Raw genomic sequence first — 15,723 nt, 5'->3', positions numbered from 1 at the left:
GGCGCTTCCCTAGCGAGGCGCAAGCCTTGGGAGGGATGATTTGTCGCAGCCGTTGTTCGAATTGAAGGTCCTCGACCCGCGCATCCACGACTGGGGACTGCCCGCCTACCAGACCGAGATGTCGGCCGGGATCGACCTCTTCGCCTGCATCGACGAGCCGATCGAACTGCAGCCGCAGGCGCCGGCGATCCTCATTCCCTCGGGTATCGCGATCCTGATGAACGACCCCCATGTCGTCGCCTTTCTGCTCGCCCGCTCGGGCCTCGGTCACAAGAAGGGCGTCATCCTCGGCCAGTCGGTCGGCACGATCGACGCCGATTACGCCAACCAGATCTTCATCTCCGCCTGGCTGCGAACCCCGCCGGGCAGCGAGCCGGTGACGGTGAGCCCGGGCGACCGGATCGCACAGCTCGTCTTCCTGCCGATCATCCGGCCAGAATTCCGGGTCGTCGAGGAATTCTCGGCCAGCACCGGGCGCGGCCTCGGCGGATTCGGAAGCACGGGGCTGTGAGCCGCCGGTGACCCTCTCCGACGAGGAACTGACCCGCTACGCCCGCCAGATCGTCCTGCCGCAGCTGGGCGGGACCGGTCAGCAGCGGCTGAAGGCGGCGCGCGTGGCGGTGATCGGCGCGGGCGGGATCGGCGCGGCGGTGATCCCGGCGCTGGCCGGCGCGGGGGTGGGCAAGATCACCATCGTCGACCCCGATCTCGCCGACCTGTCGAATCTCCACCGTCAGCCGATCTACCGCTCGCGCGACGCGGGCGAGCCCAAGGCGGCGCTCGCGGGCCAGTTCGTGCGGCGCCTGAACCCGTTCGTGGAGGTGAATCCGATCGAGCGGCGGATCGACCCCGGCAACGCGCCGACGCTGCTCGCGGGCCACGACCTCGTGATCGACGGAACCGACAATTTCGCGACCCGGCTGGCGGTGAGCGATGCCTGCGTCGGCCTTGGCCTTCCGCTGCTCAGCGCCGCCGCCGCACAGTGGCAGGGGCAGGTCGGGCTGTTCCGGGGTCGGCCCTGCTACCGCTGCTTCGTCGGCGATGCGTTCGACGCCGACGATTGCGACAATTGCGCCGAGCTTGGAGTCACGGGCGCTTTGACGGGGCTGGCCGGCAACCTCGCCGCGCTGATCGCGATCCGGTTCCTCGCACAGGCGGGCGAGGATCCGGTCGGCGTCCTACACCTGATCGACGGCCTCGACGGCACCCAGCGCCCGATCCGCATTCCTGCGGATCCGGGCTGCCGGGCGTGCGGCGCTACGCCTTCTTCTTAGCCGCGGCCTTCTTCGGCGCCGCTTTCTTGGCGGGCGCTTTCTTGGCGGCGGTCTTGCGCTTGCCTTTGGCCGGGCCCTTGGCGGCCTTGGCGTCGATCAGCGCGATCGCCTCCTCGAGCGTCAGCGCCTTGGGATCGGTCGCCTTGGGCAAGGTCGCGTGGGTGGTGCCGTCAGTCACGTAGGGGCCGAAGCGGCCTTCCATGACCTTCAGTTCCTTGGCGGTCTCGGGATGGGCACCCAGCACCGCCACGGGCTCGCGCGACGCGCCCCGGCCCTTGCCGCCACCAGCCGCCGCATCGGCAAGCTTGGCGACCGCGGCGTTCATGCCGGTCTCGAACACCTCGGCGGTGCCCGCGAGGCGCGCATATTTGCCCTGGTGGACGAGATAGGGCCCATAGCGCCCGATCGAGGCCGAGATCATCTCGCCCGTCTCCGGATGCGGCCCGATCTCGCGCGGCAGGCTGAGCAGCTTCTTGGCCCAGTCGAGATCGACGCTGACGTCCTTGGGGATCGAGGCGCGCTTTTCGCCCTGCTCGACATAGGGGCCGAAGCGGCCGCTCTTGAGCAGGATGCCTTCGCCGAGATCCGCCGGTTCGCCGTTCGAAGCAGCGGCATCGCCGCCCTGCCCGAACTTCCGCGTGAACTTGCAGTCGGGGTAGTTCGAGCAGGCGACGAATGCGCCGAACTTGCCGCCGCGGAGCGCCAGACGGCCGGTGCCGCACAGCGGGCAGGTGCGCGGATCGGAGCCGTCGCCCTTGTCGGGGAACAGCCAGGGCGAAAGGAACTCGTCGAGCGCGGCCGTCACTTCGGACGGCTTCTGCTCCATCACCTCGCCCGCCTTGGGCTTGAAATCGCGCCAGAAGGCTTCGAGCAATTTCAGATAATCAAGCCGCCCGCCCGACACGTCGTCGAGCTCGTCCTCGAGCTCGGCGGTGTAATCGTAGCTGACATATTTCTCGAAGAAGCGCTCGAGGAAGGCGGTGACGAGGCGGCCGCTCTCCTCGGGAATGAAGCGCTGCTTCTCGAGCCGGACATATTCGCGGTCCTTCAAGGTCTGCAGCGTCGCCGCATAGGTCGATGGGCGCCCGATACCGAGTTCCTCGAGACGCTTGACGAGGCTCGCCTCGGAATAGCGCGGCGGCGGCTGGGTGAAGCTCTGCACCGCATCGACGCCGAGCTTGTCGGGCCGGTCACCCTTGGCGAGGTGCGGCATCTTGGCGCCGTCCTCGTCGTCACTCTTTTCGTCACGGCCTTCCTCGTAAAGCGCGAGGAAGCCGGGGAAGAGCGTGACCTGGCCGGTGGCGCGCAGCCGGGCACGATCGCTCGCCAGTTCAACGGTGGTCCGCTCGAGCCGTGCCGAGGCCATCTGGCTGGCGAGCGCGCGGTTGAGCACCAGCTCGTACAGGCGCGCATGGTCCCCGCTGCCGGCTTTCTCGCGAGCAAAATCGGTCGGGCGGATCGCCTCGTGCGCTTCCTGCGCGTTCTTGGCCTTGCTGGTGTAGTGGCGCGGCTTGTCGGGAAGGTGCGCGGCGCCGAAGCGGTCGGCGACGGCCTTGCGGGCCGCGCTGATCGCCTCGCCCGCCATCTGGACGCCGTCAGTCCGCATGTAGGTGATCAGCCCGTCCTCATAGAGCTGCTGCGCGATCCTCATCGTGTGGCTGGCGGCAAAACCAAGCTTGCGAGCGGCTTCCTGCTGCAGGGTCGAGGTGGTGAAGGGCGGCGGGGGATTGCGGCTGAAGGGCTTGGTCTCGACCGAGGCGACTGCGAAATGGCCGGCTTCGACCGCCTTCTTCGCGTCGGTCGCCGAGCCCTTGTCACCCAGCGTCAGCTTGTCGACCTTCTTGCCGTCAAGCTCGACGAGGCGCGCGGTGAACTCCTGGCCGGTGGCAGCAAAGCGCGCGGTCACGGTCCAATATTCCTGCGCGGTGAAGCGCTCGATCTCGGCCTCGCGGTCGACGATCAACCGCAGCGCGACCGACTGCACGCGGCCCGCGCTCTTCGCGCCCGGAAGCTTGCGCCACAGGATCGGCGAGAGGGTGAAGCCGACCAGATAATCGAGCGCGCGGCGCGCCCGGTAGGCGTCGATGAGGTCGTTATCGAGTTCGCGCGGGGCCGCCATGGCGTCAAGGACGGCCGACTTGGTGATTGCGTTGAAGGTGACACGCTGGACGTCCTTTGGCAGCGCCTTCCGCTTCTTCAGCAGCTCCTGGACGTGCCAGCTGATCGCCTCGCCCTCGCGATCGGGGTCGGTCGCGAGGATCAGCGTATCCGACGCCTTGGCGGCGTCGGCGATCGCCTTCACCTGCTTGGCCTTGTCGCCATAGACCTCCCAGTCCATCGCAAAATCGTGGTCCGGATCGACCGAGCCGTCCTTGGGCGGCAGGTCGCGCACGTGTCCGTAGCTCGCCAGCACCTTGTGGCCGGGCCCCAGATACTTCTCGATGGTTTTCGCCTTGGCCGGCGATTCGACGACGACCAGCTTCACTTATTCATGTCCTCACGCATGCGTACGAGGGTGGGGAGCCGGATGGGGTCCCGTCAACCCGCCAGTTCAGGCGAAGACTTCCTCAAGCGCATTAAGTCCGCCGGTCAGACCGCGATAGGCCGCCACCGACGCCAGCCATCCGCTGGCCAGCGCAGTGAACACCACAAAATAGATCGCGAATGCCGCGAAAATAGGAGGGCTTTTTTCTCCGAAGATGATGCTGCCGGCGACGATGGGAGCGATGAACAGGGTACCAATGAAGAGCGCAATGCCGATCAGCGGCATAGTGCTTCCCTTGGTTCTCGCAAAACTCTCGCCGAGCGAGCCGATCGCACCCTTGCTTTCCGCGACGAAAATCGGAGTGGCGAGGAACCACCGGGCGTAGAGCCAGAGGCCCGGCACGAGCAGTGCGATGGTCGCGAGAACGAGGCCGAAGGTCGAGACGATCGATTGTCCGATATATGGCACGATCCGCGCGCCGTTGACGGAGTAGCCCCACCCTTTCATCGCCTGCGCCGTCACCGCGAGTTGGGCGAAGGTCGTGACGACGCCAGCGTACAGACCGGCGCGCCCGGTCGGGTCGACTTCGTCCAGCCAGGCGTTCAGCCCCCCAAGTATCAAGCCGGTGAGAAGCGCCAGGCGCCAGTGGTGGCGAAACTCCTGCCCGATCAGGTCCGACAGTTCGGACCAGCGCAAGACATCACCGTTCACCGTTCAATTGCCCCCCAAGGCAAAGACTGACTTTTCCTCCCGCGTGCCGGTCGAGCCGGCCGGCGAGATCGAGTTCGAGGAGGACGAGCTGCACGGCACCGGGCTCAAGACCCGAGAGGCGGACGATCTCGTCGACCGGTGCCGGCGACGGCCCGAGCAATTCTTCGACGCGGCGGCGCTCCGCCTCGTCGGGCTCGGGCGGGGCTGCCTCCTGGGGCACATGGTCGAACAGGTCGCGGCCCGAGCGGACGCCGCCGAGGCCGGGGCGCAGCGCTTCGAGCACTTCGCTCGCATTCTGGATGAGGGTTGCACCGTCGCGGATCAGTCCGTTGCAGCCCTGCGCGCGGGGATCGAGCGGGCTGCCCGGCACCGCCATCACCTCGCGCCCCAGTTCGGCCGCCAAGCGGGCGGTGATGAGCGAGCCCGACCGCGGGGCGGCCTCCACCACGATGGTGCCGGGGCAAAGGCCCGCGATGATCCGGTTGCGATAAGGGAAGTGGCGCGCCCTCGGCTCGGTGCCCGGCGGCATTTCGGCGACAACGAGACCGCGCTCGCCCACCGCGCGCTGGAGCGCTTCGTTCTCGGGCGGGTAGAAGATGTCGAGGCCGCCGGCGATGACGCCGATCGTGCCGGTTTCGAGCGCGCCCTCATGCGCGGCGGTGTCGATCCCGCGGGCAAGGCCCGAAACGACGACGTGGCCGCGCTGGCCGAGCTCGTGCGCGAGGCTTCGGGCGAAGCGACAGGCCGCGGCGCTGGCGTTGCGTGCGCCGACCATCGCCACCGCCGGCCGCTCGAGGAGCGCGAGGTCGCCGATCACCGTCAGCAGCGGCGGCGCGTCGTCGGCTTCGGCCAGCAGCCGCGGATAAAGACCTTGGCCGATGCTGAGGTAGCGGCCGCCGAGCTTCTCGACCGTGGCGATCTCGCGCTCGGCCTGCGCTTCCGTGGCGAGCGCCGGCATCCGCCCCCCGCCCCGCCGCGCAAGGTCGGGCACGGCGTCGAGTGCCGCCTCGGCCGAACCGAAGCGGGCGACGAGCTGGCGATAGGTGATGGGTCCGATGCTCGGCGTGCGGAGAAGGCGGACCCGCGCGACGAGATCGGGCGGGATCAAGCGCGGCTGCGCCCGACGCGGGGCTCGGTCCCGGCGCGCAGCCGGGCGAGGTTTTCCTTGTGCTTCCACACCACCAGCAATGCGAAGCCGGCGAGGAGCAGGGTCAGCTCGCCTCGACCGAGCAAGGTCGCGGCGATGGGCGCGCTGATCGCGGCCAGCATGCCGCCGACCGAGCTGATCCGGATGATGACGAAGGCCGCGAGCCAGACGGCGGCGGCGATGGCGGCGAGCGGCCAGGCAAGGCCGAGCAGGATGCCGAGGAAGGTCGCGACCCCCTTGCCGCCCTTGAACCGAAGCCAGACGGGATAGAGATGCCCGACGAGCGCGCCGGCCGCGGCATAGCGCCCGCTTCCCGGCCAGATGCGCTCGGCCAGCAGGACCGCCGCGGTACCCTTGAGGAGGTCGAGCAGCAGGGTCGCGGCGGCCAGCCCCTTGGACCCGGTCCGGAGCACGTTGGTCGCGCCGATATTGCCCGAGCCGATGTCACGGATGTCGCCCTTGCCCGACATGCGGGTGAGGATCAGTCCGAACGGGATCGAGCCGAGGAGATAGCCGAGAAGCAGCGCGTACAGGGGAACGGAGGTCATCGGGGGCGAAGGCTAGTCACCATTCCGCCCCCGCGCAACGACCCGACTTACGGTGCGACCCTACTTCACGCGTTCAGGCGCGCTCCCTAAGCCACGATCATGGCAACCACCCCCGCCCCCCTCTCCGACGAGCAGCAGCAGCGGATCGCCTCACTGACGGCCAAGGAGCGTGAGTGCTTGCGCGGCTGGCTCGACCACCGCACCGCCAAGGAATTGGCGATCGAGCATGGCATTTCGCATCACGCGGTCGAGAAGCGATTGAAGTCGGCCCGCGACCGCCTGGGGGTCGCGACCAGCATCGAGGCGGCGCGGCTCCTGGAGGCATTCGAACGCTACGGTCGTCCCGCCTCCGGTCCGCCGGAGCTGTCCTCATTTCCCTCGTCGGGTCAGCAGGAAGCGTCCGCCGGTGTTGCGGGGTCCGCCCCGAAGCGCCGCCGGATTGCCTTCATCCTGATGGGAGTTTGCCTGATGACCCTTTGCCTTTTCGCCTTGCTGCTCTCGGCGGGCGTGTCGCTCGACGCCGGCGCGGCCGCCACCCAGTCGGTCACCACGATCGACAAGCGCACCGCCCCGCCGGGCGCGCTTGACGCTGCCTTCGACGCCGCTTTCCGCAACCTCGACAAGGACGGCAGCGGCTTTCTCGAGGGCAAGGAATTGAGCGAGGGCAAGCTTCGTGTCGCTCGCACCATGCCCGGCAAGAACGGCACCAGCCCGACCCAGGCGATCAACCTGTCCGACTGGAACCGCAACGGCGACAACCGGCTGTCGCCCGAGGAATTCCGGGTCGGCATGAACGGGCTTGCAGGCCAGCTCCGCTGACGAAGTCGCCCGGCGCACCGCTCGATGTTGGTGCGCCGGGCGATTGAATAAGCGGCCGAGCCCTCGCATGTGGGACAGATGATCGCCGCCGACGCGCCCCTGCTGTTCTTCGATTCCGGCGTGGGCGGGCTGTCCGTGCTCGGCCCGACCCGGGCGCTCCTGCCGACGGTGCCGATCGTCTACGTCGCCGACAGCGCGGCCTTTCCCTACGGCACTCGCTCCGAAGCCGAGATCGCGGCCCGAGTGCCGGCGCTGCTCGGTCGGCTGACCGAGCGGTTCCGGCCGCGGCTGGCGGTGATCGCGTGCAACACCGCCTCGACCATCGCCCTCCCCTTCGTCCGCGCCGCGCTCGACATTCCGGTGGTCGGCACCGTGCCCGCGATCAAGCCCGCCGCCGCCATGTCGAAAAGCCGGGTGATCGGCGTGCTCGGCACCGAAGCCACCGTTCGCCAGCCCTATGTCGACGATCTGGCCCGCTTCGCCGCCGACTGCACGGTGCTCCGCCATGGCTCGGCCGACCTCGTCGCGCTGGCCGAGGCCAAGCTCGCCGGTGAGTCGGTCGATCCAGCCGCGGTGGCCGCCGCCGTCGCGCCGCTCTCCGGCAAGGGAATGGACGTGGTGGTGCTCGCCTGCACGCACTTCCCGCTTCTCGCCGAGGAATTGGCCGCCGCCCTCCCCGGGGTGGCGCAGGTCGACGGCGGTCCTGGCATCGCCCGGCGAATCGCCCACCTCACGGAGGGGCAGTCATGGCCGGTGCAGCCGCCGCCCGGCATCGCGGTCTTCACGGGGGGTGGACCGAATGTCCCATTGGCGCGGGCGCTGGCCGCCTATAATCTGGAAGATATTCGACACGTCTGAATTGCGAGTCGTTCTCATTGGCGTTGCGAATCGCAATTGGTTAAAGGCGCGAGCGAGCAAGAGGCTGACGAAGCGTTGGACTATTCATCCATTTTTCAATCGGCGATCGACCGGCTGCACGATGAAGGACGGTATCGCGTCTTCATCGACATCCTGCGCAACAAGGGTTCGTACCCCAATGCGCGCTGTTTCGCGGGCCATAACGGTCCCAAGCCGATCACCGTTTGGTGCTCGAACGACTATCTCGGCATGGGCCAGCACCCCGACGTGATCGCGGCGATGGAGGAAGCGCTCCACGACGTCGGCGCAGGCTCGGGCGGCACCCGCAACATCGGCGGCAATACCCATTATCACGTCGACCTCGAGGCCGAGCTCGCCGACCTCCACGGCAAGGAAGCGGCGCTGCTCTTCACCAGCGGTTACGTCTCGAACGAGGCCGCGCTGTCGACCCTCGGCAAGCTCCTGCCCGGCTGCGTCATCTTCTCGGACGAGCTCAACCACGCCTCGATGATCGCGGGGATCAAGAGCTCGGGCTGCGAGAAGCAGATCTTCCGTCACAACGATCTCGAGCACCTCGAGGAGTTGTTGGCGGCGGTCGATCCGGCGACGCCCAAGCTCATCGCGTTCGAGAGCGTCTATTCGATGGACGGCGACGTCGCTCCGATCGGCGCGATCTGCGACCTCGCCGAGCGCTACGGCGCGCTGACCTACCTCGACGAAGTCCATGCGGTCGGCATGTACGGGACACGCGGCGGCGGCATTTCGGAACGCGATGCGGTCGCCGACCGGGTGACCATCATCGAGGGCACGCTCGGCAAGGCTTTCGGCGTGATGGGCGGCTACATCGCGGCCGACAAGAACATCGTCGACTGCATCCGCTCCTATGCGCCGGGCTTCATCTTCACGACCAGCCTGTCGCCCGTCCTCGTCGCCGGCGCGCTCGCCAGCGTGCGGCACCTCAAGGCCTCGGCCGAAGAGCGCGACGGCCAGCAGGCCGCCGCCGCGATGCTCAAGCGCAAGTTCGCCGACGCGGGCCTGCCGGTGATGGAGAGCGTGACGCACATCGTGCCGTTGCTCGTCGGCTGCCCGATGAAGGCCAAGACGATCAGCGACATCCTGCTCGCCGAATACGGGCTATACGTCCAGCCGATCAACTATCCGACGGTTCCGCGCGGCACCGAGCGGCTGCGCTTCACGCCGGGCCCGTGGCACAACGAGGCGATGCAGGACGAACTGACCGGCGCGCTGCTTGAGATCTTCGACCGTCTGGAGCTGCGCCAGGCCGCCTAACGGCTCAGCGCGAACGCGCTCAGCCCGCAGCAGAGCGCGAGACCCGTGCTGAGCGGGATCCGCAGGCCCATCCACCAGCCCGGCGCCAGCGCCCGCCGCACCAGCGCGGCGTCAACGACTAGTGCTGCCAACAGCAGGAGAGTGAGCGCAAGAAGCGCTTCCAACGGGAGCAGCAAGCTTACCGCCGCCCAAGCGGCGAGCGAGGGCACGACCGCTATCGCAAGAAGGCCGAAACTTGGCTGCTCCTCGCGGCAGGCAAACGCCCACCAGGCGCCACCGAGAAAGCTTAGGATCAGCGCCGCGTAGATCTCAAGCAGTCGGCCCGCGTGCCACCCAAGGTTCCGCGTCAGCAGCCATGGCACGACGGTCAGCCCGACAGGCGGGATCAGTCCGGCGAGACCGAGCAGCAGGGCGGGCAACGGAACCTTGTTTGTCATCTTCTCACGGTGGCATTTCGTGGCCGCCCCCGCTAGATGGCCGCATGACCATTGCCCTCGCCGCCGACCATGCCGGATTCGCGCTCAAGGACGCCCTTCGCGACTGGCTTCGCGAGGCCGGGCACGAGGTGCTCGACCTTGGCACGAACGGCGCCGACAGCGTCGATTACCCGCGCTTCGGCGCCCTCCTTGCCGAGGCGATCGCCGACGGCCGCGCCGACCGCGGCATTGCGGTCTGCGGCTCGGGGATCGGCATCTCGATCGCGGTCAACCGCAATCCTGCCTGCCGCTGCGCGCTCGTCAACGAGCCGCTGTCGGCCACCCTGGCCCGCGAGCACAACGACGCCAACGTCATCGCTTTCGGCGCCCGGCTGACCGGCATCGACCTCGCCAAGGCCTGCGTCACCGCCTTCCTCGACACCCCCTTCGCCGGCGGGCGCCACCAGCGCCGCGTCGACCAGCTCACCGCGCCCACAGGAGCCTGACCCCATGGCCACCGCCGCCAATCTGAACGACGTCCAGCCCGCCGGCTTCTTCTCGACCTCGCTCGCCGACGCCGATCCCGCGGTCGCCGCCGGTGTCGCGCACGAGCTTCACCGCGAGCAGACGCAGATCGAGCTGATCGCGTCGGAAAATATCGTCTCGAAGGCGGTGCTCGAGGCGCAGGGCTCGGTGTTCACCAACAAATATGCCGAGGGCTATCCCGGCCGCCGCTATTACCAGGGCTGCGAGCCGTCGGACGAGGTCGAGACCCTCGCCATCGAGCGGGCCAAGCAATTGTTCGGCTGCGGCTTCGCCAACGTCCAGCCGCACTCGGGCGCGCAGGCCAATGGCGCGGTGTTCCTCGCCCTCCTCCAGCCCGGCGACACGATCCTCGGCATGAGCCTCGCCGCAGGCGGCCATCTCACCCACGGCGCCCCGCCGGCGCAGTCGGGCAAGTGGTTCAACGCCATCCAATATGGCGTTCGCGAGGACGATCATCTGGTCGACTTCGACGAGGTCGAACGCCTCGCGCTCGAGCATAAGCCCAAGCTGATCATCGCCGGCGGTTCGGCCTATCCGCGGATCCTCGACTTCGCCCGCTTTCGCGCCATCGCCGACAAGGTCGGCGCCTATCTGATGGTCGACATGGCGCATTTTGCCGGCCTCGTCGCGGCGGGCGAGCATCCCTCCCCCTTCGGCCACGCCCATGTCGTCACCACCACCACCCACAAGACCCTGCGCGGTCCGCGAGGCGGCATGGTGATGACCAATGACGAGGCGATCGCGAAGAAGATCAACTCGGCGGTCTTCCCCGGCCTCCAGGGCGGCCCGCTGATGCACGTGATCGCGGCCAAGGCGGTGGCCTTCGGCGAAGCGCTCAAGCCCGAGTTCAAGACCTATGCCAAGGCTGTGGTCGCCAACGCGCGGACACTCGCCAACCGCCTAAAGGAGCGCGGCGCCGACCTCGTCGCGGGCGGGACCGACACCCACCTCGCGCTGGTCGACCTGCGCCCGCTCGGGATTACCGGCAAGGATGCCGATGAGAGCCTCGAGCGCGCCGGAATCACCTGCAACAAGAACGGCATTCCCTTCGACCCGCTGCCCCCGATGAAGACCAGCGGCATCCGCGTCGGCTCGCCCGCCGGCACCACCCGCGGTTTCGGCGAGGCCGAGTTCCGCGAAATCGGCGACATGGTTGCCGACGTGCTCGAAGGGCTGCGGACCAATGGCGTCGAGAACAACGGCAAGGTCGAAGCCCAGGTCAACGAGCGCGTCCGCGCGCTCTGTGCGCGTTTCCCGATCTATCCCTGATGCGCTGCCCTTTCTGCGGAGACCAGGATAGCCAGGTGAAGGACAGCCGCTCGTCGGAAGACGGGGCGGCGATCCGTCGCCGGCGCCAGTGCGAAGGCTGCGGCGCGCGCTTCACCACCTTCGAGCGCGTCCAGTTGCGCGACCTCGTGGTGATCAAGAAGGACGGCAGCCGCGAGGCGTTCGACCGGGCCAAGCTCGCCCGCGCGATCGGCTTCGCCAGTGCCAAGCGTGACATCCCGTCCGAGAAGATCGAGCGGCTGGTGTCGAGCATCCAGCGCCAGCTCGAGACCAGTGGCGACGAGGTGCGCGCCGAGCAGATCGGCGAACGCGTGATGGAGGGGCTGAAGACTCTCGACCACGTCGCCTACATCCGCTTTGCTTCCATCTATCGCGACTTTTCCGAAGCCAGCGACTTCGCCGAGATCGCGGGCGAGGTCGGCGAAGAGGGCGAGCCCGCCCCCGAGCCGGGCAAGCTGCTGTGACCGCGCCGCCGCCCGTCATCGTGCTGGTCAATCCCCAGCTCGGCCAGAACATCGGCAAGGCGGCCCGAGCGATGCTCAATTTCGGGCTGACCGAGATGCGCCTCGTCGCGCCGCGCGACGGCTGGCCGAATCCCGATGCCGGGCCGGCGGCGAGCGGGGCGGACGTGGTGCTCGAGAAGGCGCAGGTGTTCGCCACCGTCGCCGAGGCAATCGCCGACTGTAGCCAGGTCTTCGCCTCGACCGTCCGCAAGCGCGACGCCGTCACCCCGGTGGTCGGGCCCGAAGGAATGGCCGCTGCCATCCATGCCCAGCCCGGGCGAAGTGCGATCCTGTTCGGGCCCGAACGGTCGGGCCTCACCAGCGAGGATGTTGTCCTCGCCAGCCACATCGTGACCGTGCCGATCAATCCCGATTTCGGCAGCCTGAACCTTGCGCAGGCGGTGATCCTGCTCGCTTATGAATGGTCACGCACCACGGCGCTCGCACAGCCGACCAGGTTCGAGGTCGAGCCGCGCGCGCCGCAGGCCGACGTCGAGGGGCTGATCGGCCAGCTCGACGAATATCTCTCGGCCGCCGATTATTTCCGTCCGCCCGAACGGGCGCAGGCGACGCGCCAGACCATCCGCACGATCTTCAACAAGACCGGCTGGTCGGCACGCGAAACCAAGGCGGTGCGCGGAATGATCCGCGCGATCGCTCACCCGCGGGTGCGGTCGAACACCTCGAACTCGTAGGCGATCGAGGCCTCGATCAATTGTTCGTAGAGGCTGGCGATCAGCTTGCGGTCGAGCCCGGCCTCGTCGGCGGCGGCATCGACCTTGGCGAGCACGTCGGCTTTCCGCGCCTCGTCGCGCACCGCGCCGCGGCCCGGCTTGATCCGCGCGGCTGCTTCCATGTAGCCGAAGCGTAGCGCGAGAAAGTCGACGATGGCCTGGTCGACCGCGTCCACGCCGGCGCGGACCTCGGTCATGGTGGTGCAGTCTTCGGGGTCGAGGGGATCGCTCATGGCGACTGCCTTGGCCCATCGACCTTGACCTTCGCAAGCCCCTGCCCTAGTGGCGCGCCTTCGCAATTGGCTCCGCACGTCCGGTGAAGCGGTAGCCCTGCCCCATTCTCGAATGGTCGTAGCGCGGTTCCGGACAGCACGAAAACGAAACGCAATTGAAGGAAACACCATGTCGAAGCGCAGCAGCGCCAAGTACAAGCTCGACCGCCGCATGGGCGAGAACGTCTTCGGTCGCCCGAAGAGCCCGGTCAACAAGCGCGAATATGGTCCCGGCCAGCACGGCCAGCGCCGCAAGGGCAAGATGTCGGACTTCGGCATCCAGCTGCGCGCCAAGCAGAAGCTCAAGGGCTATTACGGCGACGTCACCGAGAAGCAGTTCAAGCAGACCTTCCAGCAGGCGAGCCGCATGAAGGGCGACGCCAGCCAGAATCTGATCGGCCTGCTCGAGCGCCGCCTCGACATGATCGTCTACCGCGCCAAGTTCGCGCCGACGATCTGGGCTGCCCGCCAGCTCGTCAGCCACGGCCACATCCGCGTCAACGGCGGCAAGTGCAACGTCGCCTCGCGCCGCATCAATGTCGGTGACGTGATCGAGCTCGGCCCCAAGGCGCAGGAAATGGCGCTGGTCCTCGAGGCGCAGAGTCTCGCCGAGCGCGACATCCCCGACTACGTGTCGGTCGACGGCAACACGAAGGTGACCTACACCCGCGTGCCGACCCTCGATGAGGTGCCCTATCCGGTCCGGATGGAGCCGAACCTCGTGGTCGAATTCTACTCGCGCTAAGCCCCGCGCTTATCGCGACATGAAAAGGGCGGTCCCTCGCGGGGCCGCCCTTTTCTTATGCCCTCAGTGCCCGATGGTCTTGTCGAGCATCTGGCCGATCGCGGTCAGCATCTGCGTGCGGGCATCGCTGTCGGCCAGCTGGTGGTCGAGCCCCTTGAAGGTGATCAGCTCGGCCTGGTTGCCGGTGCGGTGAAGCGCCGCCTGCATGGCGCGACTCTGCTCGTAGGCGACATTGCCGTCGAGCGTGCCATGGACCAGCAGCACCGGCGCCTTGATGTCGCCCGCGCGATTGACCGGCGAGCCCTCGGCCAGCTGGTCGCCCTTGCCGATCTCCTTGAGGCTGAGGTCCTCGTTGGTGAAGCCGGCCATCTGTCCGCGCAGCTTCTTGAAGCTGGTGACCGGCGCGATCGCGACCACCGCCTTGTAGCGCTGGTCCATGGCGGCCGACTGGAGCGCGGCATAACCGCCGTAGGACCAGCCCATCATCGCCATGCGATTGGGATCGGCGATGCCCTGCTTGACCAGCCAGTCCGAGGTGTCGCGGATGTCCGACATCACCAGCTTCCACGACTTGATCGCATTGTCGCCGAGGAAGTCCTTCCCGTAGCCGTCCGAGCCGCGATAATTGGGCTGCACCACGACATAGCCGCGCGCCGCGAGGAACTGGGTCAGCCAGTCGAAGCCCCAGCTGTCGCGTGAGGTCGGGCCGCCGTGCGGCAGGATGACGACCGGCCGCGGGCCCGTCCCGGCCGACGCCGAACGCGTGATGTAGGCGGGGATCGACTTGCCGTCCGACATCGGCACGTCGATCTGCCGCATCGGCGCGAGCAGCGAACGGTCGATGAACTTGTTGCTCTCCAGCACGACGTCCATCTTCTTGGTCGTCTGGTCGAGCAGGTAATAGACGCCCGGATCGACGTCGGCGGTGGCGTGGATCAGCAGGCGATTGTGCGCCTTGTCGTTGCCCGCGATGTTGATGAGCGGAAGATCGGGCAACGCCCGCGACAGCGACGAGGCCAGCGCCCTGGCGGCCGGGTCGGTGTAGACCAGATGCTCGCGGTCCTCGGTGTAGCTATAGCCCGCGACATCGTTTTCGGCGCCGAAGCGAAGGACACCGTCGATGTCGACCTTGTCGTTCTTGGCGACGAGGGTCGAGACGTTGCTGCCATCGAGCTTGAACGAATAGAGCGCCTGCCGGCCGTTGAGCGGCTTCAGATAATAGAGCGAGTCGGTGCGGCGATCGACCGTCAGCGGCTGGAAGCTCTCGCCAAAGTCGGGAAGCGACTGCCAGCTGGTCGAGCCGGCCTTGAGGTAGGCCCAGTTCTGCTTGCCGGTGAGCTTGCCGAACTGGTTGATCTCGCTGACGCCGCGGAAGCGGATCTGGCCGCGGCCGTCGGTCGAATAATATTGGCTTCCCACCGCCGGCGAGACCACCTTGGTGAACTTGAACGAGCCCAGCTGGAGCTCGTCGACCCCGCTCCCGCTTTCGCCGTCGTTGCTGAGGTTGGGATAGTTGCGCTGGATGAGGATCGCGCCGGTGCGGTGCGGAAGCCAGTCGATGACATTGCCGTCGAACTGGATGAACTCGCGCGAGACCGAGCTGTCCGACACGCCGAGCCGCTTGACCGCGCCGGTCCGGCTGTCGACCGCGACGAGGCGGCTGCTCGAGATGATCTGCCCGGCATAGGGCACGTCACCGTCGAAATAGCAGATGAGCCAGGTATCGTCGGCAAAGCCGCACCAGCGCAATTGCTCGGGCTTGCCGCTCGACTGGAGGAGCACGTTGTCGCTCTTGGTCGCGACATCCATGACGTGGAGGTAGCTGATCGAGCCGGGCCCCGCGGCGAGATAGGCGATGCGATCGCCGTTCGGCGAAAGGTCGGGCGCCCAGCCGCTGCTGCGGGTGGCGAAAAGCTTGGCGGCCTGGTCGATGCTGAGCGGCGCTGCGGACGCGGCGGTGGTCGCGAGCAGGCTGGCTGCCGCGGCGAAAAGGATACGCTTCACTTCTGGTGTCTCCCCCTGAGATACCCGACAAACATGCACGGCTGGGCGCAGCCCGCAAGGCTAACTTGGCGCAATGGCTCAAGA

Annotated in this window: 17 protein-coding genes; 10 read left to right on the top strand and 7 right to left on the bottom strand. The window is 67.7% G+C overall.

What is annotated here, in order from left to right; translation table 11 throughout:
• Positions 1-40: 40 nt before the first annotated feature.
• Both dut and ABD693_RS08500 read left to right on the top strand, forming a co-directional pair.
• Positions 41-511 (top strand): dUTP diphosphatase, encoded by a 471-nt coding sequence (gene dut, locus ABD693_RS08505; protein ID WP_344696632.1) that lies wholly within the window; start codon positions 41-43, stop codon positions 509-511.
• A 7-nt stretch (positions 512-518) separates the two neighbouring features.
• Entirely contained in the window at positions 519-1,274 is a 756-nt protein-coding gene (locus ABD693_RS08500; protein WP_344696631.1) for a HesA/MoeB/ThiF family protein, read from the top strand.
• Here the strand turns inward: ABD693_RS08500 and topA are convergent.
• The 4 genes from topA to plsY form a co-directional block, all read right to left on the bottom strand.
• Positions 1,258-3,759 carry a type I DNA topoisomerase gene (topA, locus tag ABD693_RS08495; RefSeq protein WP_344696630.1) on the bottom strand — a complete coding sequence of 834 codons (2,502 nt, stop codon included), beginning with the start codon at positions 3,757-3,759 and terminating at the stop codon, positions 1,258-1,260. The genes ABD693_RS08500 and topA overlap by 17 nt on opposite strands.
• Before the next feature lie 66 nt (positions 3,760-3,825).
• The gene (locus ABD693_RS08490) at positions 3,826-4,455 is read right to left on the bottom strand and encodes a hypothetical protein (RefSeq protein WP_344696629.1); all 630 of its coding nucleotides are present in this window, start codon (positions 4,453-4,455) and stop codon (positions 3,826-3,828) included.
• Between the two features lie 4 nt (positions 4,456-4,459).
• On the bottom strand, positions 4,460-5,575 hold the full coding sequence (dprA, locus tag ABD693_RS08485; protein WP_425567293.1) for a DNA-processing protein DprA: 1,116 nt from the start codon (positions 5,573-5,575) through the stop codon (positions 4,460-4,462).
• Entirely contained in the window at positions 5,575-6,165 is a 591-nt protein-coding gene (gene plsY / locus ABD693_RS08480; protein WP_344696627.1) for a glycerol-3-phosphate 1-O-acyltransferase PlsY, read from the bottom strand. Before plsY ends, dprA begins: the two co-directional genes overlap by 1 nt.
• Positions 6,166-6,264: 99 nt before the next feature.
• Here plsY and ABD693_RS08475 point away from each other — a divergent pair, with 99 nt between their 5' ends.
• From ABD693_RS08475 to hemA, 3 genes are all read left to right on the top strand, one after another.
• Entirely contained in the window at positions 6,265-6,984 is a 720-nt protein-coding gene (locus tag ABD693_RS08475) for a LuxR C-terminal-related transcriptional regulator (protein ID WP_344696626.1), read from the top strand.
• Between the two features lie 78 nt (positions 6,985-7,062).
• The gene (gene murI, locus ABD693_RS08470; protein WP_344696625.1) at positions 7,063-7,842 is read left to right on the top strand and encodes a glutamate racemase; all 780 of its coding nucleotides are present in this window, start codon (positions 7,063-7,065) and stop codon (positions 7,840-7,842) included.
• A gap of 75 nt (positions 7,843-7,917) precedes the next feature.
• Positions 7,918-9,132 (top strand): 5-aminolevulinate synthase, encoded by a 1,215-nt coding sequence (hemA, locus tag ABD693_RS08465; RefSeq protein WP_344696624.1) that lies wholly within the window; start codon positions 7,918-7,920, stop codon positions 9,130-9,132.
• Here hemA and ABD693_RS08460 read toward each other — a convergent pair.
• Positions 9,129-9,569, bottom strand: a complete 441-nt coding sequence (locus ABD693_RS08460) for a DUF3429 domain-containing protein (protein ID WP_344696623.1) — start codon at positions 9,567-9,569, stop codon at positions 9,129-9,131. The genes hemA and ABD693_RS08460 overlap by 4 nt on opposite strands.
• A gap of 44 nt (positions 9,570-9,613) precedes the next feature.
• On the opposite strand from ABD693_RS08460, the gene rpiB reads away from it, so the two are divergent.
• The 4 genes from rpiB to ABD693_RS08440 are packed head-to-tail and all read left to right on the top strand — an operon-like array spanning position 9,614 to position 12,579.
• The gene (gene rpiB, locus ABD693_RS08455) at positions 9,614-10,054 is read left to right on the top strand and encodes a ribose 5-phosphate isomerase B (RefSeq protein WP_344696622.1); all 441 of its coding nucleotides are present in this window, start codon (positions 9,614-9,616) and stop codon (positions 10,052-10,054) included.
• Positions 10,055-10,058: 4 nt separating this feature from the next.
• Positions 10,059-11,363 carry a serine hydroxymethyltransferase gene (glyA, locus tag ABD693_RS08450; protein WP_344696621.1) on the top strand — a complete coding sequence of 435 codons (1,305 nt, stop codon included), beginning with the start codon at positions 10,059-10,061 and terminating at the stop codon, positions 11,361-11,363.
• Positions 11,363-11,845 (top strand): transcriptional regulator NrdR, encoded by a 483-nt coding sequence (gene nrdR / locus ABD693_RS08445; protein WP_344696620.1) that lies wholly within the window; start codon positions 11,363-11,365, stop codon positions 11,843-11,845. Before glyA ends, nrdR begins: the two co-directional genes overlap by 1 nt.
• The gene (locus ABD693_RS08440; protein ID WP_344696619.1) at positions 11,842-12,579 is read left to right on the top strand and encodes an RNA methyltransferase; all 738 of its coding nucleotides are present in this window, start codon (positions 11,842-11,844) and stop codon (positions 12,577-12,579) included. Before nrdR ends, ABD693_RS08440 begins: the two co-directional genes overlap by 4 nt.
• Here ABD693_RS08440 and ABD693_RS08435 read toward each other — a convergent pair.
• Positions 12,543-12,851 (bottom strand): chorismate mutase, encoded by a 309-nt coding sequence (locus ABD693_RS08435; protein ID WP_344696618.1) that lies wholly within the window; start codon positions 12,849-12,851, stop codon positions 12,543-12,545. The two genes, ABD693_RS08440 and ABD693_RS08435, sit on opposite strands and share 37 nt — an antisense overlap.
• A 169-nt stretch (positions 12,852-13,020) precedes the next feature.
• On the opposite strand from ABD693_RS08435, the gene rpsD reads away from it, so the two are divergent.
• Complete coding sequence (gene rpsD, locus ABD693_RS08430) at positions 13,021-13,635, top strand: 30S ribosomal protein S4 (protein ID WP_344696617.1); 615 nt, start codon at positions 13,021-13,023, stop codon at positions 13,633-13,635.
• 63 nt (positions 13,636-13,698) lie between these two features.
• Here rpsD and ABD693_RS08425 read toward each other — a convergent pair whose 3' ends face one another.
• A complete protein-coding gene (locus tag ABD693_RS08425) occupies positions 13,699-15,639 on the bottom strand; it encodes an alpha/beta hydrolase family protein (RefSeq protein WP_344696616.1) in 1,941 nt (646 codons plus the stop codon).
• Positions 15,640-15,723: the final 84 nt, after the last annotated feature.

The sequence above is a fragment of the Sphingomonas rosea genome (assembly GCF_039538065.1).
In the GTDB taxonomy this organism is placed as follows: Bacteria; Pseudomonadota; Alphaproteobacteria; order Sphingomonadales; family Sphingomonadaceae; genus Sphingomicrobium; species Sphingomicrobium rosea.
This window is presented reverse-complemented; position numbering and strand designations above follow the sequence as displayed.